The 22,839-nt window shown below is 58.6% G+C and carries 22 protein-coding genes; 15 read left to right on the forward strand and 7 right to left on the reverse strand.

Features of this window, described 5'->3' with window-relative positions:
- Positions 1-105 precede the first annotated feature (105 nt).
- Positions 106-1,770, forward strand: a complete 1,665-nt coding sequence (ettA, locus tag ACIPY9_RS21710) for an energy-dependent translational throttle protein EttA (protein ID WP_400706326.1) — start codon at positions 106-108, stop codon at positions 1,768-1,770.
- Between the two features lie 48 nt (positions 1,771-1,818).
- On the opposite strand, the gene ACIPY9_RS21715 is transcribed toward ettA, so the two are convergent.
- The 4 genes from ACIPY9_RS21715 to ACIPY9_RS21730 form a co-directional block, all read right to left on the reverse strand.
- Positions 1,819-2,331, reverse strand: a complete 513-nt coding sequence (locus ACIPY9_RS21715; RefSeq protein ID WP_400706329.1) for a GreA/GreB family elongation factor — start codon at positions 2,329-2,331, stop codon at positions 1,819-1,821.
- A gap of 72 nt (positions 2,332-2,403) precedes the next feature.
- On the reverse strand, positions 2,404-2,757 hold the full coding sequence (locus tag ACIPY9_RS21720) for a hypothetical protein (protein ID WP_400706332.1): 354 nt from the start codon (positions 2,755-2,757) through the stop codon (positions 2,404-2,406).
- 159 nt (positions 2,758-2,916) lie between these two features.
- Positions 2,917-4,770: a DUF4105 domain-containing protein gene (locus ACIPY9_RS21725; RefSeq protein WP_400706335.1), complete on the reverse strand. Its 1,854-nt coding sequence runs from the start codon at positions 4,768-4,770 to the stop codon at positions 2,917-2,919.
- Between the two features lie 62 nt (positions 4,771-4,832).
- Complete coding sequence (locus ACIPY9_RS21730) at positions 4,833-5,321, reverse strand: DUF3015 domain-containing protein (protein ID WP_400706338.1); 489 nt, start codon at positions 5,319-5,321, stop codon at positions 4,833-4,835.
- Between the two features lie 320 nt (positions 5,322-5,641).
- Between ACIPY9_RS21730 and ACIPY9_RS21735 the strand changes: the two genes are divergently transcribed.
- The 4 genes from ACIPY9_RS21735 to ACIPY9_RS21750 all read left to right on the forward strand — a co-directional run bounded on the left by ACIPY9_RS21735 (position 5,642) and on the right by ACIPY9_RS21750 (position 10,067).
- Positions 5,642-8,077 (forward strand): Lon protease family protein, encoded by a 2,436-nt coding sequence (locus tag ACIPY9_RS21735; RefSeq protein ID WP_400706341.1) that lies wholly within the window; start codon positions 5,642-5,644, stop codon positions 8,075-8,077.
- A 192-nt stretch (positions 8,078-8,269) separates the two neighbouring features.
- A complete protein-coding gene (locus tag ACIPY9_RS21740; RefSeq protein ID WP_400706440.1) occupies positions 8,270-8,599 on the forward strand; it encodes a hypothetical protein in 330 nt (109 codons plus the stop codon).
- 134 nt (positions 8,600-8,733) lie between these two features.
- On the forward strand, positions 8,734-9,222 hold the full coding sequence (locus tag ACIPY9_RS21745; RefSeq protein ID WP_400706344.1) for a TIGR00645 family protein: 489 nt from the start codon (positions 8,734-8,736) through the stop codon (positions 9,220-9,222).
- 227 nt (positions 9,223-9,449) lie between these two features.
- Positions 9,450-10,067, forward strand: a complete 618-nt coding sequence (locus ACIPY9_RS21750; protein ID WP_400706347.1) for an FKBP-type peptidyl-prolyl cis-trans isomerase — start codon at positions 9,450-9,452, stop codon at positions 10,065-10,067.
- A gap of 81 nt (positions 10,068-10,148) precedes the next feature.
- On the opposite strand, the gene ACIPY9_RS21755 is transcribed toward ACIPY9_RS21750, so the two are convergent.
- Both ACIPY9_RS21755 and ACIPY9_RS21760 read right to left on the reverse strand, forming a co-directional pair.
- A complete protein-coding gene (locus ACIPY9_RS21755) occupies positions 10,149-10,391 on the reverse strand; it encodes a hypothetical protein (protein WP_400706350.1) in 243 nt (80 codons plus the stop codon).
- 153 nt (positions 10,392-10,544) lie between these two features.
- Positions 10,545-11,513, reverse strand: a complete 969-nt coding sequence (locus ACIPY9_RS21760) for a polyprenyl synthetase family protein (protein WP_400706353.1) — start codon at positions 11,511-11,513, stop codon at positions 10,545-10,547.
- A 240-nt stretch (positions 11,514-11,753) separates the two neighbouring features.
- Here ACIPY9_RS21760 and rplU point away from each other — a divergent pair, with 240 nt between their 5' ends.
- The 5 genes from rplU to ACIPY9_RS21785 all read left to right on the forward strand — a co-directional run bounded on the left by rplU (position 11,754) and on the right by ACIPY9_RS21785 (position 15,519).
- Positions 11,754-12,065: a 50S ribosomal protein L21 gene (gene rplU, locus ACIPY9_RS21765; protein ID WP_201006350.1), complete on the forward strand. Its 312-nt coding sequence runs from the start codon at positions 11,754-11,756 to the stop codon at positions 12,063-12,065.
- Between the two features lie 32 nt (positions 12,066-12,097).
- The gene (gene rpmA / locus ACIPY9_RS21770) at positions 12,098-12,373 is read left to right on the forward strand and encodes a 50S ribosomal protein L27 (protein ID WP_025261879.1); all 276 of its coding nucleotides are present in this window, start codon (positions 12,098-12,100) and stop codon (positions 12,371-12,373) included.
- Between the two features lie 208 nt (positions 12,374-12,581).
- Positions 12,582-13,805, forward strand: coding sequence for an Obg family GTPase CgtA (gene cgtA / locus ACIPY9_RS21775; protein ID WP_400706358.1), 1,224 nt, complete (start codon positions 12,582-12,584; stop codon positions 13,803-13,805).
- Positions 13,806-13,902: 97 nt separating this feature from the next.
- Complete coding sequence (proB, locus tag ACIPY9_RS21780; RefSeq protein WP_400706443.1) at positions 13,903-15,021, forward strand: glutamate 5-kinase; 1,119 nt, start codon at positions 13,903-13,905, stop codon at positions 15,019-15,021.
- Positions 15,022-15,048: 27 nt separating this feature from the next.
- Positions 15,049-15,519 carry a CreA family protein gene (locus ACIPY9_RS21785; RefSeq protein ID WP_400706361.1) on the forward strand — a complete coding sequence of 157 codons (471 nt, stop codon included), beginning with the start codon at positions 15,049-15,051 and terminating at the stop codon, positions 15,517-15,519.
- Between the two features lie 198 nt (positions 15,520-15,717).
- Here ACIPY9_RS21785 and rpsT read toward each other — a convergent pair whose 3' ends face one another.
- Complete coding sequence (rpsT, locus tag ACIPY9_RS21790) at positions 15,718-15,996, reverse strand: 30S ribosomal protein S20 (RefSeq protein WP_369004456.1); 279 nt, start codon at positions 15,994-15,996, stop codon at positions 15,718-15,720.
- Positions 15,997-16,246: 250 nt separating this feature from the next.
- On the opposite strand from rpsT, the gene murJ reads away from it, so the two are divergent.
- The 5 genes from murJ (at position 16,247) to ACIPY9_RS21815 (ending at position 22,791) form a co-directional block, all read left to right on the forward strand.
- Entirely contained in the window at positions 16,247-17,785 is a 1,539-nt protein-coding gene (gene murJ, locus ACIPY9_RS21795) for a murein biosynthesis integral membrane protein MurJ (RefSeq protein WP_400706364.1), read from the forward strand.
- A 114-nt stretch (positions 17,786-17,899) separates the two neighbouring features.
- Positions 17,900-18,826: a bifunctional riboflavin kinase/FAD synthetase gene (gene ribF, locus ACIPY9_RS21800; RefSeq protein WP_400706367.1), complete on the forward strand. Its 927-nt coding sequence runs from the start codon at positions 17,900-17,902 to the stop codon at positions 18,824-18,826.
- 162 nt (positions 18,827-18,988) lie between these two features.
- A complete protein-coding gene (gene ileS, locus ACIPY9_RS21805) occupies positions 18,989-21,820 on the forward strand; it encodes an isoleucine--tRNA ligase (RefSeq protein ID WP_400706370.1) in 2,832 nt (943 codons plus the stop codon).
- Positions 21,813-22,331 (forward strand): signal peptidase II, encoded by a 519-nt coding sequence (gene lspA, locus ACIPY9_RS21810; protein WP_400706373.1) that lies wholly within the window; start codon positions 21,813-21,815, stop codon positions 22,329-22,331. Before ileS ends, lspA begins: the two co-directional genes overlap by 8 nt.
- Positions 22,324-22,791 carry a peptidylprolyl isomerase gene (locus ACIPY9_RS21815; protein WP_400706376.1) on the forward strand — a complete coding sequence of 156 codons (468 nt, stop codon included), beginning with the start codon at positions 22,324-22,326 and terminating at the stop codon, positions 22,789-22,791. The genes lspA and ACIPY9_RS21815 overlap by 8 nt, the downstream gene beginning before the upstream one ends.
- Positions 22,792-22,839 lie beyond the last annotated feature (48 nt).

A 22,839-nucleotide genomic window follows, 5' to 3' on the forward strand; every position in this document is an offset into this window, starting at 1 on the left:
TGTCTGCTTCATTCAAGGCTTGGAATGGCACGGCGGCAAGTACCATAGACAAATAAAAGCTCGCGCTTTAATCAGTCACTCTCACAGACGCTAGGTTTTCATTCCATGGCTCAATACGTCTTTACCATGCATCGGCTGAGCAAAGTTGTGCCGCCGAAGCGGGAAATCCTGAAGAACATCTCCCTTTCCTTCTTCCCGGGCGCCAAGATCGGTGTACTGGGCCTCAACGGTTCGGGTAAATCCACGCTGTTGAAAATCATGGCCGGTGTCGATACCGAGTTCGACGGTGAAGCCCGTCCGATGCCTGAGTTGAATGTGGGTTATCTGCCGCAAGAGCCACAACTTGACCCCAACAAGACCGTTCGTGAAGTGGTCGAAGAGGCGGTCAGCGTCATCAAGGACGCTCAGGCTCGTCTGGATCAGGTCTATGCCGAATACGCCGACCCGGATGCCGACTTCGACAAGCTGGCGGCCGAGCAGGCCAAACTGGAAGCGATCCTGCAAGCCAGCGATGGCCATAACCTGGATCGTCAGCTGGAAGTCGCCGCCGATGCACTGCGTCTGCCGGCCTGGGATGCGAAGGTTTCGGTCCTGTCCGGTGGTGAAAAACGCCGTGTAGCCCTGTGCCGTCTGTTGCTGTCCGCTCCGGACATGCTGCTGCTCGACGAACCGACCAACCACCTGGATGCCGACTCTGTCGCCTGGCTGGAGCGTTTCCTGCACGATTTCCCGGGTACTGTGGTTGCGATCACGCACGACCGTTACTTCCTGGATAACGTCGCTGGCTGGATTCTGGAACTCGACCGCGGCGCGGGCATTCCGTACGAAGGCAACTACTCGGGCTGGCTGGAAGCCAAGTCCGAGCGTCTGGCCCAGGAATCCAAGCAGCAATCCGCCCATGAAAAGGCCATGAAGGAAGAGCTGGAGTGGGTGCGCAAAGGTGCCAAGGCTCGTCAGTCCAAATCCAAGGCCCGTCTGCAACGTTTCGAGGAAATGCAATCGCAGGAATTCCAGAAACGCAGCGAAACCAACGAGATCTACATCCCGGCCGGCCCACGCCTGGGCGACAAGGTCATCGAGTTCAAGAACGTCACCAAAGGCTATGGCGACCGCGTCTTGATCGACAACCTGTCCTTCTCCATGCCTAAAGGCGCCATTGTCGGCGTGATCGGTGGTAACGGTGCCGGTAAGTCGACGCTGTTCCGCATGCTGATGGGCAAGGAACAACCGGATTCGGGCAGCATCGAAATCGGTGAAACCGTGCAACTGGCCTGCGTCGACCAGAGCCGTGAGGACCTGGACGGCAGCAAGACCGTATTCCAGCAGATTTCCGACGGTTCGGACCAGATCCGTATCGGCAACTACGAGATCCCGTCGCGCACCTACGTCGGTCGCTTCAACTTCAAGGGCGGCGATCAGCAGAAGTTCGTCAAGGACCTCTCCGGTGGTGAGCGCGGTCGTCTGCACCTGGCGTTGACCCTGAAAGAAGGCGGCAACGTGCTGCTGCTCGACGAACCGTCCAACGACCTGGACGTGGAAACCTTGCGTTCGCTGGAGGAGGCCCTGCTGGACTTCCCTGGCGCTGCCATTGTGATTTCCCACGATCGCTGGTTCCTGGACCGTGTGGCGACGCACATCCTGGCTTACGAAGACGATTCGCAAGCGGTGTTCTTCGAGGGCAACTACACCGAGTACGAAGCCGACCGCAAGAAACGTCTGGGCGATGCTGCAGCCCAGCCACATCGGGTACGGCACAAGAAGCTGGCCTGATCGGATGCATCTTCGCAGGCAAGCGCGTCATGCGCTTGCCTGCGGAGGTCATGTTCCGGATACCCCGTCATCGGGCTCGATCAAGACGATTTCAATGATCTGATCCCCTGCCGGACGTTTCCATAACACCTCATCCCCCAACTGCGTCCCCAGCAATGCGCGCCCCAGGGGCGAGCTCCAGTTGATCAGCCCTTTGTTTGCATCGGCCTGATCCTCCCCGACCAACTGCACCCGTTGGCGATTATCCTGCTCATCCGCGAAGGTCACCCAACTGCCGATCTGTACCTGTTCGGTGGAAATGGCAGGCGTGACCACCTGTGCGCTTTGCAGGCGTTGCGTGAAATAACGCAGATCACGCTCCAGATCGGCCAGGCGCTGTTTGTCGGCGTTGTCGCCCAGAGCGGTTTGTGCGCTGTGTTGCGTCTGCAGTTCGCTGACGTGCAGTTGCAATAGCAAGAGCCCGTGGGCGGTGACGTAATTGGGCTGCGTGCTGACCAGCCGTTCCACCGGCTGGCTGGCGTCAGCAGCGGCGTTGTCCTCATTGACGAAAGCGCGACTCATGGTTTGTCCTCCTGTTTGGGGATTGGGCCATGGTTGCATCCGATTGGTTTCGTCGAATGTCCCGAAGCGACCTTAATCTGGACGATAGGCCTTGGCGGCACTTCGGGTCTTCTCTCGCTCCCAGTCACGGTCGCGGTCATTCCAGACCTGTCCGGGGTCAAGCCTGTCGCGTCTGTCCGCCATGGCCTGGCATTGACGGAATCCGTCGTTCCAGCCTTCAGCGTAGAGTTTGTCCTTGAGGTAGCGGGGCACATCCTTCTGGAACTGCCCGGTAAAGGCCCCGGCCGCTTCCTTGCCGCTGCCGCAGCCATCCTGAAAGCCCGCCGCGAATGCCGGTGGGTAACCCTCGGCCACCAGACGGTTCTGGGGGGACTGACAGCCCGTCAATACGATAGCCAGCCACAATAACGCCCAGCGCAGGTTCATGTTGATTTCCTCTACTGATGGCTTAAGTGTAGTGGCCTGCTTGTGAGTTATTTGTAAAAGTCGCGTTCAGCTTTCGCGAATGAATTCGCTCCTACACCGGAGCGCGAGATGCCCCTTAACCCCGTAGGAGCGAATTCATTCGCGAAAAACCATCCCCCATCAATAGTGGTACCACTTCACCTCAAGCATCACTTCATTCTGCGGCGTGGCCATCTGACTGAACTCACGCTGCGCACTCAGGCGCAGGCCCAGATTGCGGGACAGTTCCCATTGTTGATTGAGGCTGATGCTGCGTCGTACTTCGCCATTGGTGAAGTAATCGCCCTTGGCCTCCAGGCTCAGATTGCCCAGCGGATTGCGCCAGAGCAGGCCCGTGTTGAACCCGGCTGCCGGTGAGATGAACTCCGAGAAGTCATTGTTGTGCTCGACACGCACGGTGCCCAGTGCAAAGCCCAGAACCTCTTCGGCCAATTGCCAGGTGCCACCGGCACCGCCGTTGACGTGGCTGACGAGGTTTTCATCGCCATGTTTGCCCGGTACACGTTCCAGGCCGCCCGTCACTTGCCAGGACCAGGGTTGCAGCAAGGCATTTCGGGGCGTCAATGAGCGGATGGTTGCCAGGTCCAGTTGCTGTACCTGCCACTCATTGCCTTCGTATTGGCGCAGTTTGAGCTGAAGGATCTCGATCTGTGCCCCCAGCGGGAAGCCGTAGGCGTTGTCGTTCAGGTCGTGATAGGCCATGCGCAGGCCGTATTCGGCAAATGCCCTGTCATTGCGGCTGCCCACGCCCAGTTGCCAGGTTCGGGACTCATGGCCTTCTTCCGGCAGGCCGGGACGCTGAATATCCAGCTGAGGGGGCGGGTTCTGATTGATGGCCTGTAACAGCTCGAAGCTGCGCTGAGAACGGGCACTGTCACGTTCCAGTCCGTTGGCCCGGTAGCGTTCCAGACGATAGGCGGCGTCCTGGATCAAGGCTCGGCGCTCTTTGGGAATGGCCTGATACTGGTTGTCCTTGAGCAGGGTCTGGTCAGCGCTGACTTTCAGCACCCACTGTTGCTCGTCCTGGCTCAAAGGCTCGGCGCGGCTGAGCAGCTCGCGCTCGCGAGAAGGGCGGTATTCGATCTTTTCCACCAGCCCGGCGGCCTTGATCGCCTTGACGGTATCGGTCGGAATGGCGGTGAGGTCAAATTGCTCGGTCAGCTTCAGGCCCGGCCGTGCCACCTGCAGCAGCTCCAGCAGGCGATAAGAGCAGTTTTCGTCGAAGAAGAAGTAGCTGAAACGAATCTGCTTCAGCTCCCAGACATGCTCGACCATGCGTTGTGTTTCTTCGCGGGTCAGGTTCAGCCGGTATTCCCACAGGTCGCGGTTTTCCAGGCTGCGGTATTCCGACAGCTTTTCCTGGTAGGGCACCAGTGCGAACAGGCCAGGGTAGCCGCCCATCAGGCCTTTCCAGGCATAGAGAATGCTGTTGTCCATGCCCTCGATATAGGCACCGAAGTTGATGGCATAACTGAGCAGTGTCGTCCCGCTGGTCCTGGCGCTGGCCGGATCGATACGCAGCAGGGTGTGACCAAACATGGACGACGGGCTGTTGAGATAGGCCGCCGGGAAGATCAGGACGGTACTGTCGGGGTCGACATCCTTGAACCAGGCTTTGAATTCCGTGCAGTCCACTGCTGGCAGGTCGGTCAGTTGCAACTGGTCGCGCAGCCAGCGTGTGCGGGCCGGATAGACGCACTGGGCGTGGGTCTGCTCATTGGCGACCGGAGCATAGAGGGCTTCCAGCGTTGCGTTCAGTTCGGCCTTCGGGTCATGGGCGCCGTGGTCAGCCAGAAAAAATTTGGGGTCGTCGACATAACTGCGCCAGCCGCCCAGCTTGGCAGGCTCGTAATGGCCCAGGGAAATCCAGAATGGCTCATTGGCCAATTGCTGCAAACGGTCTGCGGTCACGTGAGGGGCAGCGGATAACGGGGCACAGAAAGACAGCGCCAGATACGCAAGACGTTTGAGCATAGAAAGCAACTTGTCAGAAGATGGAGACCCGCCCTCCAGAGCTGGAGGGCGGGCAAACGACTTTAGGCCTGGGTTGCGTATTTGGCCAGGGTCGGATCGTTTTTCAGAACATTCAGAGTGTTGCTGTGAACGTCCTCGGCAGTGGTGTCTGCCTTGCTGAAAATCTGCGAGAAATGTTCATGGGTGACTGCGGCGAAATGCGCACGGTCTTCCGGTGCAACGCCCAGCACGACCGCGTAGGTGGTCAGTGCTTCACCCTGACCCATGGCCATGTCCTTGGACAGTTCATCCATCATGCCATTCATGGCTAGCCAGGATTTGCCGCCGTAGGTCAGTGCGCCGCTGGTGGAGCAGCCGTTGGTGCCGGAGGTCATGCCGAATGTGGCATTACCGGAGGTGCCGTTGGTGGTGGAGGCCAGGAAGTGGGCCGGGGTGCCACGCTGGCCTTCGAACAGCAGGTTGCCCCAGCCACAATCGGGGCCGCCGGGTGCCTGTGCCATGGCATTGATAGAGACTGCGGTAAAGAGCGTTCCAAGAAGAATCCGTTTCATAGCTTTTTCTCTTTTATGTTCAACCAAAGTCGGGGTTCTTGAATCGGTCGGGCGCGACAAGCTCCACGTTCGCTGACTTCTCGTTCCCGGCCGTGCGTCAAGGCCAACGGCTATTTAACAACCATTCGCGCAGTTTGGAGTTTAGGACGGTTCCAAGGGTTCCGTAGGAGATTGCAGATTGTTTCTGTTACGAGGGTTTTTCAGGCGCGAACGGCCGTCCTCCCTGTAACGAAAAACATTCAGATCGTTCTCGTGTTGCAAGTCTTGTCCGGCGAGCGCCAGAATGCCGACATCTGCCCCGCCTGATGTAAGGAACACTGATGCCCGATTCTGTCGCAGCCAGCCTTCGTCTAGCGCCACAAGCGCTGACACGTCCGTTTTCCGCTGAACAGTTCAGCTTTTCGACGACCAACGATCTGGAGCCCTTTCGAGGTGTCCTCGGCCAGGAACGAGCCGTAGAGGCCTTGCAGTTCGGTGTGGCCATGCCGCGCCCCGGTTATAACGTGTTTGTCATGGGTGAGCCTGGCACTGGCCGGTTTTCGTTCGTGAAGCGCTACCTCAAGGCTGAGGCCAAGCGCATGCAGACCCCGTCGGACTGGGTCTACGTCAATAACTTCGATGAGCCCCGCGAGCCCAAGGCACTGGAACTGGCTCCCGGCAGCGCTCAGGATTTCATGGCCGACATCGGTGTCCTGATCGATAACCTGCTGGCGACCTTTCCGGCGGTCTTCGAGCATCCGTCGTATCAGCAGAAGAAAAGCGCCATCGACCGTGCCTTCAACCAGCGCTATGACCGTGCCCTGGACGTGATCGAGCGTCTGGCGCTGGAAAAGGACATCGCGCTGTACCGTGACAGCACCAATATCGCCTTCACGCCCATGGCCGACGGCAAGGCGCTGGACGAGGCCGAGTTTTCCCAGTTGCCGGAAGCCGAGCGCGAGCGTTTCCACGAAGATATCTCCGGCCTTGAAGAGCGCCTCAACGAAGAACTGGCCAGCCTGCCGCAATGGAAGCGTGAATCCAGCAATCAGTTGCGTCAGTTGAATGAAGAAACCATCACCCTGACCTTGCAGCCATTGCTGGCACCGCTGTCGGAAAAGTATGCCGAGAACGCTGCCGTCTGCGCCTATCTGCAGGCCATGCAGGTCTATCTGCTCAAGACGGTCGTCGAGCAACTGGTCGATGACAGCAAGACCGACGCTCAGGCCCGCAAGCTGCTGGAAGAGCAATACAGCCCGAGCCTTGTGGTCGGTCATACCCACAGCGGTGGAGCGCCTGTCGTATTCGAGCCGCACCCGACCTACGACAACCTGTTCGGCCGTATCGAATACAGCACCGATCAGGGCGCGCTCTACACCACCTATCGCCAGTTGCGTCCCGGTGCGTTGCACCGTGCCAATGGCGGCTTCCTGATCCTGGAAGCGGAAAAGATGCTCGGCGAGCCGTTTGTCTGGGATGCGCTCAAGCGCACCTTGCAATCGCGCAAGCTGAAAATGGAGTCCCCGCTGGGCGAGATGGGGCGTTTTGCTACGGTGACCCTGACCCCGCAAGTGATCCCGTGGAACGTCAAGATCATCATCATTGGCGCCCGCTCGCTGTATTACACCCTGCAGGACCTGGATCCCGACTTCCAGGAGATGTTCCGGGTACTGGTGGATTTCGACGAAGAAATCCAGATGGTCGACGAAACCCTGGAACAGTTCGCCCAGTTGCTGAAAACCCGGACCTCTGAGGAAGGGATGGCGCCGTTGACGGCCGATGCCGTGGCGCGTCTGGCGACCTACAGTGCGCGTCTGGCCGAGCATCAGGGGCGCTTGTCGGCCCGGATCGGTGATTTGTTCCAACTGGTCAGCGAGGCCGATTTCATTCGCCAGCTGGCCAACGAAGAGCAGACCGATGCCGGGCATATCGAGCGTGCGCTCAAGGCCAAGGCCACCCGTACCGGGCGTGTCTCGGCGCGGATTCTCGACGACATGCTGGCCGGTATCATTCTGATCGACACCGACGGTGCCGCAGTCGGCAAGTGCAACGGTCTGACGGTGCTGGAGGTCGGTGATTCGGCATTCGGCGTGCCGGCCCGTATTTCGGCCACGGTTTACCCCGGTGGCAGCGGCATTGTCGACATCGAGCGCGAGGTCAACCTGGGGCAGCCGATTCACTCCAAGGGCGTCATGATTCTCACGGGGTACCTGGGTAGCCGGTATGCGCAGGAATTCCCGCTGGCCATTTCCGCCAGCATCGCGCTGGAGCAATCCTATGGTTATGTCGACGGTGACAGCGCCTCGCTGGGTGAGGCCTGCACACTGATTTCGGCATTGTCGCGTACCCCGCTCAAACAGTGTTTTGCGATCACCGGCTCGATCAACCAGTTCGGTGAAGTGCAGGCGGTGGGGGGCGTCAACGAGAAGATCGAGGGCTTCTTCCGACTCTGCGAAGCACGAGGCCTGACAGGAGAGCAGGGCGCAATCATTCCTCAGGCCAACGTCGCGACGCTGATGCTCGATGAGCGTGTGCTACAGGCGGTGCGGGCCGGGCAGTTCCATGTGTATGCGGTGCGTCAGGCCGATGAGGCCTTGAGCCTGTTGGTCGGTGAGCCGGCCGGTACACCGGATGAGAATGGCGAGTTCCCGGAAGGCAGCGTCAACGCCCGGGTGGTCGAGCGCCTGCGCGATATCGCAGAAATGCTCAGCGACGAAGACCTCAAGGAAGAGCTGGAAAAGGAACCGGCTCAGTTACAACCTGAATTGAAGGTTTGATAGGCCCTTCGCGGATGAATTCGCTCCCACCATGGTTGGAGCGAATTCATTCGCGGAGTCCGTTCATCCGGCATGCGTTTACTCTGCGACTTTTCTTCTATTCTGTCTGATTACCACAGTGGTCAAACGGACTGGCGCGTCATCTCGCTGAGACAGGAGGAGGCGAATACTGTCGCTTACGAGGAAACCGCCATGCAGCGTACCCTCTGTCTTACCCGTCAATGCCTGGGTTTGATGACCCGCATTGAATGTGTCATCCGGCCGCTTCCCGGCGACGGTGGCATGTGGATGTTGCTTTTCGCCGCCGGGATGTCAGGCGAGCAACCTTCCGCGATCAAATCTCAAGGACCTTTTCACGGTTTTCTGGCCGCCGAGTCGGTATTGCTCGCCATCGCTGAAAGCCTTGCCCTGCATGGCTATCAAGGGGCCGGAGATGTGCCCATCTGGAGACTGCATATGCAGGGTGAGCTACGTCGCATCAATGGCGAGCTTTCCCGTTACCAGCGATCGTTCCCTTTCTGAGTTCCTGGCTGCGTTATGTCGTTGATATCCGTCATTTCCGACGGTGGTTTTTCTGTGTCATTTTGTCGCATCTCTAGAGCTGCTGGCTCTCGCTGATATACTCGCCCGTCATTCCAAATCACTGGCGAGTTTCAATGGAACGTTTTTTTGAGAATGCGATGTACGCATCGCGTTGGCTGCTGGCCCCCATCTATTTCGGTCTGTCCTTTGGTTTGCTGGCCCTTGGCCTGAAATTTTTCCAGGAAATCTTTCACGTTCTCCCCAACATCTTCTCGCTGGCCGAAGCCGACCTGATTCTGGTCCTGTTGTCGTTGATCGACATGGCGCTGGTGGGCGGTCTGCTGGTGATGGTGATGATTTCCGGCTACGAGAACTTTGTTTCGCAACTGGATATCGGTGAAGACAAGGAAAAGCTCAACTGGCTGGGGACGATGGATTCCTCGTCGCTGAAAATGAAGGTTGCGGCCTCCATCGTGGCGATTTCCTCGATCCACCTGCTGCGTGTTTTCATGGATGCCAAGAATGTCGAGCCGCAATACCTGATGTGGTACGTGATCATCCACATGACCTTCGTGGTATCGGCATTTGCGATGGGCTATCTGGACAAGCTCACCAAGCACTGACGCTTTTCCCGGAATACCTGGCCGCCCGCCCTCTGTGTTCAGTCATGAGCAAAGGGGCGGGCGGTTTTGTTTCTCCCTCTGGCCCTGTTCGTTGCTGCGATAGGGCGTCGCGGTCAATTGTGCTAGGCTGCTTGCCCTTTTGGTTCGGGGCGCATCAGGGTAAATGGCGGTGGCCGTTCAGGTTTTTGCTGTTTACCGTCGGCGTGCCCCTTTAACGGAGCAGTGTCATGTCCGAAGTCAATCTGTCTACCGACGAAACCCGCGTCAGCTACGGTATTGGCCGTCAGCTGGGCGACCAACTGCGCGACAACCCGCCACCGGGTGTCAGCCTGGAAGCCATCCTGGCCGGCCTGAGCGATGCGTTCGCCGGTCAGCCAAGCCGTGTGGGTCAGGAAGAAATGTCCGCCAGCTTCAAGGTTATCCGTGAAATCATGCAGGCCGAAGCGGCTGCCAAGGCTGAAAAGGCTGCGGGTGCCGGTCTGGCTTACCTGGCTGAAAACGGCAAGCGCGAAGGCGTGACGACGCTGGCGTCGGGTCTGCAATTCGAAGTGCTGACTGCGGGCGACGGTCCGAAACCGACTCGTGAAGATCAGGTTCGTACTCACTACCACGGCACACTGATCGACGGTACTGTCTTCGACAGCTCCTACGATCGTGGCGAGCCGGCCGAATTCCCTGTCAGCGGTGTCATCGCTGGCTGGACCGAAGCGCTGCAACTGATGAACACTGGCAGCAAATGGCGCCTGCACGTGCCGAGCGAGCTGGCTTACGGCGCTCAAGGCGTTGGCAGCATTGCTCCACACAGCGTTCTGGTGTTCGACGTGGAACTGCTGGCCGTTCTGTAATCGATCACGGTTCGATGCAGAAGGCTGCTGAGCGAATCGGGTTGATTCGCTCAGCAGTAGCGGCATGTAAGTGCGTCATGTTCAGTGCAACTCACCTATCGGGCGCAATGCCCGCGCATAACAGAACAGAAACAGATTGCGCACCAGTTCCTTCAGCACCACCGGCTCGCTGGAGTTGAGGCTGTGCACGTCCAGGTCGCCCTGATCGCGTAGTTCTTCCAGCGCCTCTTCTTCCAGTACGGCGCAGACTTCTCCTGTCTCGCGATGAAGAATCCTCAAATAAGGGTGTGGTCGGTCCAGCCATGCATCGATCAAATAAGTCATGGAGCATCTCCTGCGTTGTTGCAATGAGAATAATTCTTATTACGATAATAGCAAGCTTCTATTTGAGATTAATTCGCATTTTCTGGCGAGCGGTTGATCTGAGGCAATAAAAAAGCCCGTCACGAAGACGGGCTCTTGTACGACCGGCAGCACTCAGTGGGTGCGGGCGACCGCGAATTCACTCAGTTCGACCAGTGCATCGCGGTATTCGCTGGGGGGCAGGGCTTCCAGGCAGGCGATGGCGCGGGCGGCGTAGTCACGGGCCAGCTGGGCGGTGTAATCCAGGGCACCAGCACTTTCGACGGCATTGCGGATGCTTTCCAGATCGTCCAGACCGCCTTTCTGAATGGCCTGACGGACCAGGGCAGCCTGCTCTGGCGAGCCTTCGCGCATGGTGTAGATCAATGGCAGGGTCGGCTTGCCTTCGGCCAGATCGTCGCCGACGTTCTTGCCCAGGGTTTCCGCGTCACCGCGATAATCCAGCAGGTCATCCACCAACTGGAAGGCAACGCCCAGGTGATCTCCGAAGGTGCGCAGCGCTTCGCTCTGCTCGGGCGTGGCCTGGCAAAGGGCGGCGGCGCTGTGGGTCGAGGCCTCGAACAGCATGGCTGTCTTGCCGCGAATCACTTCCATATAGGTTTCTTCTGTCGTGCTGGCGTCGCGAATCTTCGACAGTTGCAGAACCTCGCCTTCGGCGATGATCCGCGTGGCCTTGGACAGGATCTGCATGACCGGCATCGAGCCCAGCTCGACCATCATTTCAAACGAGCGGGAATAGAGGAAGTCACCGACCAGCACGCTGGGAGCGTTGCCCCACAGGGCGTTGGCCGTGGAGCGGCCACGACGCATGCCGGACATGTCGACGACATCGTCATGCAGCAGGGTGGCGGTGTGCAGGAATTCGATGGTGGCGGCCAGCAGGCGCAGGTCGTCGCCTTCGCGTCCAAGGGCCTTGCCACAGAGCAGCACCAGCAGCGGGCGCAGGCGTTTACCGCCGGCGGACGTGATGTAATCGCCGATTTTCGAAACCAGTGGTACGCGCGACGTCAGTTGCTTCTTGATGATCAGGTCGACGGCACTAAAGTCGTCCGCCACCGCGCGGTAGAAGGCTTGGGGTTGCATCAGCGACAGGTGCTCCAGAAAGGTTGCGCCGCATGCTAGGTCGCAGGGTAGGGCATGTCAAGGTATGACGTCGGCCCCCTTGCAAGCCGTTCCGGCCTTGCGTACAATCGCGCACCCTAACTTTCCTGGGCAGCACCTGCCTTACGCAATTGCATGCGGGCCGTTCCAGCCTGATGCAGCCATGCCAGCCGATACTCTTCTTATAAAGAGCTGGGTGAGCAGGATTTTCGGAGAAATACCATGTACGCAGTAATTGTTACCGGTGGCAAGCAGTACAAAGTCGCCCCAGGTGAATACCTGAAAATTGAAAAACTGGAAGTCGCTACTGGCGAATCCGTTACTTTTGACCGCGTCCTGCTGGTCGGCAATGGCGACGACGTCAACATCGGTGCTCCGGTTGTTGCTGGCGCTACTGTTGTGGCTGAAGTCGTTTCGCAAGGTCGTCACGACAAGGTTCGCATCATCAAGTTCCGTCGTCGTAAGCACCACATGAAGCGTATGGGCCACCGCCAGTGGTACACCGAGATCAAAATCACAGGTATTCAGGCTTAATTCAGCCTAATCCTCATTTGGAGAATTGACTCATGGCACACAAAAAAGCTGGTGGTAGTACCCGCAACGGTCGCGACTCAGAAGCCAAACGACTTGGCGTGAAGATGTATGGCGGCCAGGCTATCGTTCCAGGCAACATCATCGTGCGTCAGCGCGGCACCCAATTCCACGCTGGCTACGGCGTTGGCATGGGTAAAGATCACACCCTGTTCGCGAAAGTGGAAGGCGTGATCAAGTTTCAGGTTAAAGGCGCCTTCGGTCGTCGCTATGTGAGCATCGTTCCGAAGACTGAAGTCTCCGCGGCGTAATCTCGCAGTAGCTTGAAAAGCCCTGTCTTGCGACGGGGCTTTTTTGTTTGTAGATGTTGGTGAGTCTCTTGCAAAGCTGTTTGTGCGGGCTGTTGTGATGTTGACCCTTGGGGTCACTGGTTTCTGATCGGTATCGCAACGCTCATCTTTGCAAGAGTCTTATGTAATTTATGTGGTTCTGCTCGTCCCTGTGGCGGGAGCGTGCGTTATGAAGTTTGTAGATGAAGTTTCCATTCGAGTAAAAGCCGGTGACGGCGGCAACGGTTGCATGAGCTTCCGTCGCGAAAAATTTATCGAAAACGGTGGGCCTAACGGCGGTGATGGCGGTGATGGCGGTTCGGTCTATATGATCGCCGACGAAAACCTCAATACGCTGGTCGACTACCGTTATACCCGCCATTTCGACGCCGAGCGCGGCTCCAATGGCGGCAGCACCGACTGCACGGGGCGCAAGGGTGAGGATCTGGTGTTGCGCGTGCCGGTCGGAACGACCGTGATCGATGCGGCGACCCAGGAAATCATCGGCGACCTGACCAAAGACGGTCAGCGCCTGCTTGTGGCTCAAGGTGGCTGGCACGGTTTGGGCAACACCCGCTTCAAGTCCAGTACCAACCGTGCTCCGCGCCAGACGACTCCGGGCAAGCCCGGCGATCAGCGTGACCTGAAGCTGGAATTGAAAGTACTGGCGGATGTCGGTCTGCTGGGCTTGCCGAATGCGGGCAAGAGTACCTTCATTCGCTCCGTTTCGGCCGCCAAGCCGAAAGTGGCCGATTACCCGTTTACCACGCTGGTGCCGAACCTGGGTGTGGTCAGTGTCGATCGCTGGAAAAGCTTTGTCGTTGCGGACATTCCGGGTCTGATCGAAGGGGCGTCCGATGGCGCGGGTCTGGGGATTCGCTTCCTCAAGCACCTGGCGCGCACGCGTCTGTTGCTGCATCTCGTCGATATGGCGCCTCTGGATGAGTCCAGTGCTCCGGATGCGGCCGAGGTGATCGTCAATGAGCTGATCAAGTTCAGTCCTTCTCTGGCTGAGCGTGATCGCTGGCTGGTGCTGAACAAGTGCGATCAGATCCTTGAGGAAGAGCATGAGGCTCGCAAGCAGGAAATCATCGATCGTCTTGAGTGGACCGGACCGGTCTACGTGATCTCTGCAATTGCGAAAGAAGGCACCGAGCAGCTTTCTCGCGACATCATGCGTTACCTTGAGGAGCGCAGTCTGCGTCTGATCGAGGAGCCGGGTTATGCCGAGGAGCTTGCCGAGCTGGATCAGCGTATCGAAGACGAGGCGCGTGCCCAGTTGCAGGCTCTGGATGATCAGCGTGCTCTGCGCCGTAGCGGCGTGAAGAGCGTGCATGACATCGGTGAGGATGATTGGGATGAAGACGATGTGGATGATGACGATGGTCCGGAAATCATTTACGTCCGAGATTGATCGCTTGCAGTAAACTTGAACGCCGCTACTGACTGATAGCGGCGTTTTTGTATCTCGAATCCGTATTAAGAAACTCTCTGGCTAAGGTTGGAAGATGATGCGCAGCAAAGTGACGGGTGCCCAGCGCTGGGTCGTGAAGATCGGCAGTGCCCTGCTGACGGCGGACGGTAAAGGCCTGGATCGTTCGGCCATGGGTGTGTGGGTGGAGCAGATGGTGGCGCTGCATGAGGCGGGCGTCGAGCTGGTGCTGGTTTCTTCCGGGGCGGTGGCTGCCGGGATGAGCCGTCTGGGCTGGGCGACACGACCCAGTGCCATGCATGAGCTTCAGGCTGCTGCTGCCATTGGTCAGATGGGGTTGGTGCAGGCGTGGGAGTCGAGCTTTGCCGAGCATGGCCGCCATACGGCGCAGATCCTTCTGACCCATGACGACCTGTCCGACCGCAAGCGTTACCTGAATGCTCGCAGCACCCTGCGCACGCTGGTCGAGTTGGGTGTCGTGCCGGTCATCAACGAAAATGACACGGTGGTGACCGACGAAATCCGTTTTGGCGACAACGACACATTGGCGGCGCTGGTGGCCAACCTGGTTGAAGCGGATCTGTTGGTCATTCTGACTGATCGTGATGGCATGTTCGACGCCGATCCACGCAACAATCCGGATGCGCAGCTCATTTATGAGGCGCGTGCCGATGACCCGGCTCTGGATGCAGTGGCGGGCGGTACGGGTGGCGCTCTGGGGCGTGGTGGGATGCAGACCAAGCTGCGTGCGGCGCGCCTGGCGGCTCGCTCTGGCGCGCATACCGTGATTGTCGGTGGGCGTATCGAGCAGGTTCTGGCGCGCCTCAAGGCGGGTGAGCTGCTGGGGACGTTGCTGTCACCTGAGCGGGAAATGCTGGCGGCTCGCAAGCAATGGCTGGCGGGGCATCTGCAGACTCGGGGCACGCTGGTTCTGGATGAGGGGGCTGTTGCGGCTCTGGTCAATGATCACAAGAGCTTGCTGCCTGTCGGTGTGAAAGTGGTGCAAGGCAGTTTCCGGCGTGGCGAAATGGTGGTCTGCGTGGCGCCTGACGGGCGCGAGATCGCTCGCGGCCTGAGTAATTACAGTGCAGTTGAGGCGCAGAAGATCATCGGTCAGTCATCCGACGCGATTGTGCGTGAGCTGGGCTATATGGCCGAGCCGGAGCTGATTCATCGGGATAACCTGATTCTCGTCTGAATCGGGCTCACCAAAAAGGAAGGTTCGATGCGGGGCATGAAGGCTTTTTTGGCGGCTTTGCTGGTCGTTCCGGCGCTGGCTGCGGCCGAAGAGATTGGTCAGGTTTCGACGGTGTTCAAGTTTGTGGGGCCTAATGACCGGATCGTGGTCGAGGCCTTCGATGATCCCAAGGTTGAAGGTGTGACCTGCTATCTGTCCCGCGCCAAGACCGGTGGGGTAAAGGGTGGCTTGGGGTTGGCCGAGGATCGTGCCGAGGCCTCCATTGCCTGCCGTCAGGTGGGGCCTATTCGCTTCGAGTCGCCGCTCAAGGAGGGCGAAGAGGTGTTCAAGGAGCGTACGTCGCTGGTCTTCAAGACCATGCAGGTGGTGCGCTTCCTGGATAAGAAGCGCAATACCCTGGTTTACCTGGTCTACAGCGACCGGATCATCGAGGGTAGTCCGCAGAATGCCGTGACGGCGATACCGATTCTGCCGTGGCCGCATGCGGCAACGCCTTGAGTCGCGCTGTCGCGCAGAAAGGTGTGGGAGCGAATTTGTTCGCGAGGCGTCATTGAAGGCGATAGATTCTCTTCAGCTTCACTGGCCTCTCGCGAATAAATTCGCTCCCACGGAAGGGCTTGTAAATCATGATGTTGTGCTTTGATTGCGGGCAATAAAAAACCGACCCTGAGGTCGGTTTTTTAACAAGCGGATCGCTTAGGCGGCAGCAGCAAGGTTCAGAGCCTTGATGTGACCGTTCAGGCGGCCTTTATGGCGAGCAGCTTTGTTCTTGTGGATGATGCCTTTATCGGCCATGCGGTCGATAACAGGAACAGCCAGGATGTAAGCAGCTTGCGCTTTTTCAGCGTCTTTTGCGTCGATGGCTTTGACTACATTCTTGATGTAGGTGCGAACCATGGAACGCAGGCTGGCGTTGTGGCTGCGACGCTTCTCAGCCTGTTTTGCACGTTTTTTGGCGGAAGGTGTGTTGGCCACCGTCGAGCTCCTCGAAAGACTTTTATGAAATAGCTAACAAAATAGGCCGCGAATCATGCCGATGAGTTGAAGGCTTGTCAAGGGCAGTTGAGGTGTTCCGCCGAGTGGTCGCGATATGATCCGGATATTTATTTCCGGCGTACGACCTGTAAACTCGCGGACTTTGACTCCGGGCTTTTTGCGGCGCGGAGTATCGCATAAATGGAAGGCTTGATCGCCTCTCCTTTGGCCAGGGCATAAAACTCTTTCAATGAATCTACTCAAGTCTTTAGCGGCCGTCAGCTCGATCACCATGCTTTCCCGTGTGCTGGGGTTTATCCGGGACACGATCATCGCTCGTACGTTCGGGGCGGGGATGGCGACGGATGCCTTCTTCATTGCCTTCAAACTGCCCAATCTCCTGCGCCGGATCTTTGCCGAGGGGGCCTTTTCTCAGGCGTTCGTGCCAATCCTCGCCGAATACAAAAGCCAGCAGGGTGAAGAGGCGACCCGGACCTTCGTGGCCTATGTCACGGGGCTGCTCACGCTGGCGCTGGCGCTGGTCACCCTGTTGGGCGTCCTCTTTGCGCCCTGGGTGATCTGGGCGACGGCGCCGGGCTTTGTCGATTCGCCGGAAAAATTCACCCTGACCTCGGATCTTCTGCGGGTGACCTTTCCTTATATATTGCTGATCTCGCTTTCATCGATGGCGGGGGCCATCCTCAATACCTGGAATCGCTTCGCCGTGCCGGCGTTCGTGCCAACGCTGCTTAACGTCAGCATGATTTTCTTTGCCCTGTTCCTGACCCCTTACTTCGACCCGCCGGTCATGGCCCTGGGCTGGGCGGTGCTGGCCGGTGGTTTGCTGCAATTGTTGTATCAACTGCCGCACCTGAAAAAGATCGGCATGCTGGTCCTGCCACGTTTCAATCTGCGGGACTCGGGTGTCTGGCGTGTGATGCGGCAGATGCTGCCGGCCATCCTTGGCGTTTCCGTCAGTCAGATATCTCTGATCATCAACACGATATTTGCCTCGTTCCTCGTCGCCGGTTCCGTTTCGTGGATGTATTACGCCGATCGTCTGATGGAGCTGCCGTCCGGTGTTCTGGGTGTGGCGCTGGGGACGATCCTGCTGCCGATCCTGTCCAAGACCTACGCCAGCAAGGATCGTCAGGAGTATTCGCGGATTCTCGACTGGGGTTTGCGCCTTTGTTTTGTGCTGGTCTTGCCTTGTACGCTGGCGCTGGGGTTGTTGGCCGAGCCGTTGACCGTCTCGCTTTTCCAGTACGGTAAGTTTGACGCCGTGGATGCGGCCATGACCCAGCGGGCACTGGTGGCTTATTCGGTGGGTTTGCTGGGGATCATCCTCATCAAGGTGCTGGCTCCCGGTTTTTATGCCCAGCAGAACATTCGCACGCCGGTGAAAGTCGCGATCTTCACCCTGATCGTGACCCAGTTGCTCAACCTGGCCTTTATCGTGCCGTTGCAGCATGCCGGGCTGGCTCTGGCCATCAGCGTAGGCGCCTGTCTCAACGCCGGATTGCTGTTCTGGCAGTTGCGCAAGCAGGATCTGTTTCAGCCGCAGCCTGGCTGGACAAAGTTTCTGTTCAAGCTGGTGCTGGCCGTCGCTGTCATGTCGGCGGTCCTGCTGGGGCTGATGCATGTGATGCCGGCCTGGGCGGAGGGGCAGATGCTTGAGCGTTTCGTTCGCCTGGGGGCTCTGGTGGTGGCGGGAGTGGTGGCTTACTTCGGCATGTTGCTGCTGCTGGGCTTTCGTCTGAAGGATTTTGCCCGCAAGGCAATCATGTAAAGAATGCATGAATGGAGGGTTGCCGGTTTTTCGCTTTACAGTCCGGCAACTGCTGCCTGTCGTCCGGGGCCGTGTGTGGTTATAATCGGCCACTTTATGAGCAAGAAGTGCGTTATGCAGCTGGTTAGAGGCCTCCACAACCTGCGTCCCCGTCATCGGGGCTGTGTCGCCACGATTGGCAACTTTGACGGTGTTCATCGTGGCCATCAGGCGATTCTGATGCGTTTGCGTGAGCGTGCCCTCGAGTTGGGCGTGCCCAGCTGTGTGGTGATTTTCGAGCCGCAGCCACGCGAGTTTTTCGCCCCCGAGACCGCGCCGGCGCGTCTGGCTCGCTTGCGTGACAAACTGGAACTGCTGAGTGCCGAGGGTGTTGACCGGGTCCTGTGCCTGTCTTTCAATCAGCGCCTGAGCAGGCTGAGCGCAGCCAGTTTCGTCGAGACCGTCTTGATCGACGGGCTGGGTGTACAGCATCTTGAGGTGGGCGACGATTTCCGTTTCGGTTGCGACCGTGCCGGTGATTTCGGCTTCCTGCAACAAGCCGGTAATACCCATGGTTTTACCGTAGAAGCGGCGCAGACCGTTGAAATCGATGGTGTCCGGGTCAGCAGTACCAAGGTGCGTAACGCCCTGGCTGCGTCGGACTTCACGCTGGCCGAGCATTTGCTCGGTCGCCCGTTCCGGATTACCGGACGGGTTCTGCATGGCCAGAAGCTGGCACGCCAGTTGGGGACGCCCACGGCCAATGTGCAACTCAAGCGTCGCCGTGTGCCGCTGAGCGGGGTCTACCTGGTCAGCACCCACATCGATGGAAAGGACTGGCCGGGCGTTGCCAATATTGGTGTGCGCCCGACCGTTGCGGGTGATGGCAGTGCCCACCTTGAAGTGCATCTTCTGGATTTTGCCGGTGATATCTATGGCCGGCGTTTGACGGTGGCTTTCCACCACAAGCTGCGCGATGAGCAGCGTTTTGCCTCTCTGGAGGCGCTCAAGACGGCGATCAATGCGGATGTCGCCGCCGCCCGTGCCCATTGGCATGGTTAACCTGACGGATGTGTATGAAAAATGTTTGCGCGACGGTCAGGCAAGGCGCGTGCCAGCGAGGAAGCGGAGTTTACGTTAGTAAATGAGCATTTCGAGACGGTGCGCAACGCGGCATGAACGAGCGCAGACATTTAGCATGCATATCCTAACCAAGAGCCTGAAATGACCGATTATAAAGCCACGCTAAACCTTCCGGACACCGCCTTCCCAATGAAGGCCGGCCTGCCACAGCGCGAACCGCAGACCCTGCAGCGCTGGGACAGTATTGGCCTGTACCGGAAGCTGCGCGAAATTGGCAAGGATCGTCCAAAGTTCGTCCTGCACGACGGTCCTCCCTATGCCAACGGCAATATCCACATCGGTCATGCGGTCAACAAGATTCTCAAGGACATGATCGTGCGCTCCAAGACCCTGTCGGGCTTCGATGCGCCTTATGTTCCGGGCTGGGACTGCCACGGTCTGCCGATCGAGCATAAAGTCGAGGTCACCCACGGCAAGAACCTGCCTGCCGACAAGACCCGTGAGCTGTGCCGTGCCTATGCTGCCGAGCAGGTCGAAGGCCAGAAGGCCGAGTTCATCCGTCTGGGTGTACTGGGTGACTGGGACAATCCTTACCTGACCATGAACTTTGCCAACGAAGCCGGCGAAATCCGTGCGCTGGCCGAAATGGTCAAGGGCGGTTTCGTGTTCAAGGGCCTCAAGCCTGTGAACTGGTGTTTCGATTGCGGTTCTGCTCTGGCCGAGGCTGAAGTCGAATATCAGGACAAGAAATCACCGACCATCGATGTGGCCTTCCCGGTCGCCGATGAGGCGAAGCTGGCCGAGGCTTTCGGCCTGGCGTCCCTGCCGAAACCGGCTGCCATCGTCATCTGGACCACTACTCCGTGGACCATCCCGGCCAACCAGGCGTTGAACGTCCATCCAGAGTTCACCTACGCGCTGGTCGATGTTGGCGACAGGCTGCTGGTGCTGGCCGCAGAACTGGTCGAGTCCTGCCTGACGCGCTACAAGCTCGAAGGGACCGTGATCGCGACCACCGTCGGCAAGACACTGGAACTGATCAACTTCCGTCATCCGTTCTACGACCGTCTGTCGCCGCTCTATGTGGCCGAGTATGTCGAGCTGAGTGCCGGTACAGGTGTGGTTCACAGCGCACCCGCCTATGGCATGGACGACTTCAACATCTGCAAGCAGTACGGGATGAGCAACGATGACATCCTGAGCCCGGTGCAGAGCAACGGCGTGTACGTGGAGTCCCTGGAGTTCTTCGGTGGCCAGTTCATCTTCAAGGCCAACCAGAACATCATCGACAAGCTGGCCGAAGTCGGCAACCTGATGCACACCGAAACCATCACCCACAGCTACATGCACTGCTGGCGTCACAAGTCGCCGCTGGTCTACCGCGCCACGGCGCAGTGGTTCGTGGGCATGGACAAGCCGTCTGCGAAAGGCTCGACCCTGCGTGAGCGTGCGGTCAAGGCCATCGAAGACACCAGGTTCGTTCCGGCCTGGGGGCAGGCGCGTCTGCACTCGATGATCGCCAACCGTCCTGACTGGTGTATTTCCCGTCAGCGTAACTGGGGCGTGCCGATCCCGTTTTTCCTGCACAAGGAAAGCGGTGAGCTGCACCCGCGCACCATCGAACTGATGGAAGAAGTTGCTCAACGCGTCGAGAAAGAAGGCATCGAGGCCTGGTTCAAGCTGGACGCCGCCGAGCTGCTGGGCGATGAAGCGCCGAAATACGACAAGATCTCCGACACGCTGGACGTCTGGTTCGATTCCGGCACCACTCACTGGCACGTATTGCGCGGCTCGCACCCTATGGGTCACGAAACCGGCCCGCGTGCGGACCTGTACCTGGAAGGCTCCGACCAGCACCGTGGCTGGTTCCACTCGTCGCTGCTGACCGGCTGCGCCATCGATGACAACGCGCCTTACCGCGAGCTGTTGACCCACGGTTTCACCGTGGACGAAAACGGTCGCAAGATGTCCAAGTCGCTGGGCAACGTGATTGCACCGCAGAAGGTCAACGACACCCTGGGTGCCGACATCATGCGCCTGTGGGTTTCGGCCACCGACTACTCGGGTGAAATGGCGGTTTCCGAGCAGATCCTGCAGCGCAGCGCCGATGCCTATCGCCGTATCCGTAACACTGCACGTTTCCTGCTTTCCAACCTGTCCGGCTTCAACCCGGCCACCGACCTGCTGCCGTCCGAAGACATGCTGGCGCTGGACCGCTGGGCGGTGGACCGTACCTTGCTGCTGCAACGCGAGCTGCAGGAGCACTACGACGAATACCGTTTCTGGAACGTCTACTCGAAGGTTCACAACTTCTGCGTGCAGGAGTTGGGTGGCTTCTATCTGGACATCATCAAGGACCGTCAGTACACCACGGCACCTGACAGCAAGGCGCGTCGCTCCTGCCAGACCGCGCTGTTCCACATCTCCGAAGCACTGGTTCGCTGGATCGCGCCGATCCTGGCATTCACTGCTGACGAACTGTGGCAGTTCCTGCCGGGCGAGCGTAACGAATCCGTGATGCTCAACACCTGGTACGAAGGCCTGAGCGAACTGCCTGAGGGCTTCGAGCTGGACCGTGCCTACTGGGAGCGGATCATGGCGGTGAAGACATCGGTCAACAAGGAAATGGAAAACCTGCGCGCTGCCAAGGCCATCGGCGGCAACCTGCAGGCCGAAGTGACCTTGTATGCGGAAGATTCGCTGGTTGAAGACCTGTCGAAACTCAGCAATGAGCTGCGTTTCGTGCTGATCACATCCACTGCCAGTGTCGCACCTCTGCTGTCGGCACCTGCCGATGCGGTCGTGACCGAAGTTGCGGGCCTGAAGCTGAAAGTGGTCAAGTCCGGCCATGCCAAGTGCGCCCGTTGCTGGCATCACCGTGAAGACGTTGGTGCAAACCCTGAGCATCCTGAAATCTGCGGTCGCTGTGTGGATAACATCAGCGGCGCTGGCGAGGTTCGTCACTATGCCTAATGCAGGCGCGACAGGCCGTTTCGGTCGTTTGAGCTGGCTGTGGTTGAGCGTGCTGGTCCTGGTCATCGACCAGGCCAGCAAGTATTACTTCGAGAGTTCGTTGAGTCTGTATCAGCAGATCATCGTGATTCCGGACTACTTCAGCTGGACGCTGGCCTACAACACCGGGGCTGCCTTCAGCTTCCTGGCCGACAGTGCGGGCTGGCAGCGCTGGCTGTTCGCACTGATCGCCATTGGTGTCAGTGCCGTGCTGGTGGTCTGGCTCAAGCGCCTGGGACGGGATGACACCTGGCTGGCTATCGCACTGGCACTGGTTCTGGGGGGCGCACTTGGCAACCTCTATGACCGTGTCGTGCTGGGCCATGTCATCGACTTCATTCTGGTTCACTGGCAGAACCGCTGGTACTTCCCGGCTTTCAATGTGGCTGACAGTGCGATTACCGTCGGTGCTGTCATGCTGGCGCTGGATATGTTTAAGAGCAAGAAAGAGGGAGAACCCGTTCATGACTGAGCAGTCATTGGGGCAAGGCGAGCTGCGCATCGGCCAGAATACGGAAGTTACCCTGCACTTCGCCCTTCATCTGGAAAACGGCGATACGGTCGACAGCACCTTCGACAAGGCTCCGGCCACGTTCAAGGTCGGCGATGGCAATCTGTTGCCGGGTTTTGAAGCCGCGATCTTCGGCTTCAAGGCCGGTGACCGGAAAACCGTCCGGATTCAACCGGAAAACGCCTTCGGTCAGCCGAACCCGCAAAACGTGCAGATCATCCCGCGTTCGCAGTTTCAGGACATGGAGCTGTCCGAGGGATTGCTGGTGATCTTCAACGATGCGGCCAATACTGAACTGCCCGGCGTGGTGAAAGCGTTCGATGACGATCAGGTCACCATCGATTTCAACCACCCCCTGGCTGGCAAGACACTAAACTTTGAAGTGCAAATCTTCGAGGTCAAGGCGATCCTGGCTTCCTGAGCCAGGCATCAAGCCCGGCTTCGGCCGGGCTGCTCCGCACGTCACTAT

Origin of the sequence: Pseudomonas sp. NPDC089734 (assembly GCF_044748865.1) — a bacterium.
Taxonomy (GTDB): Bacteria; Pseudomonadota; Gammaproteobacteria; order Pseudomonadales; family Pseudomonadaceae; genus Aquipseudomonas.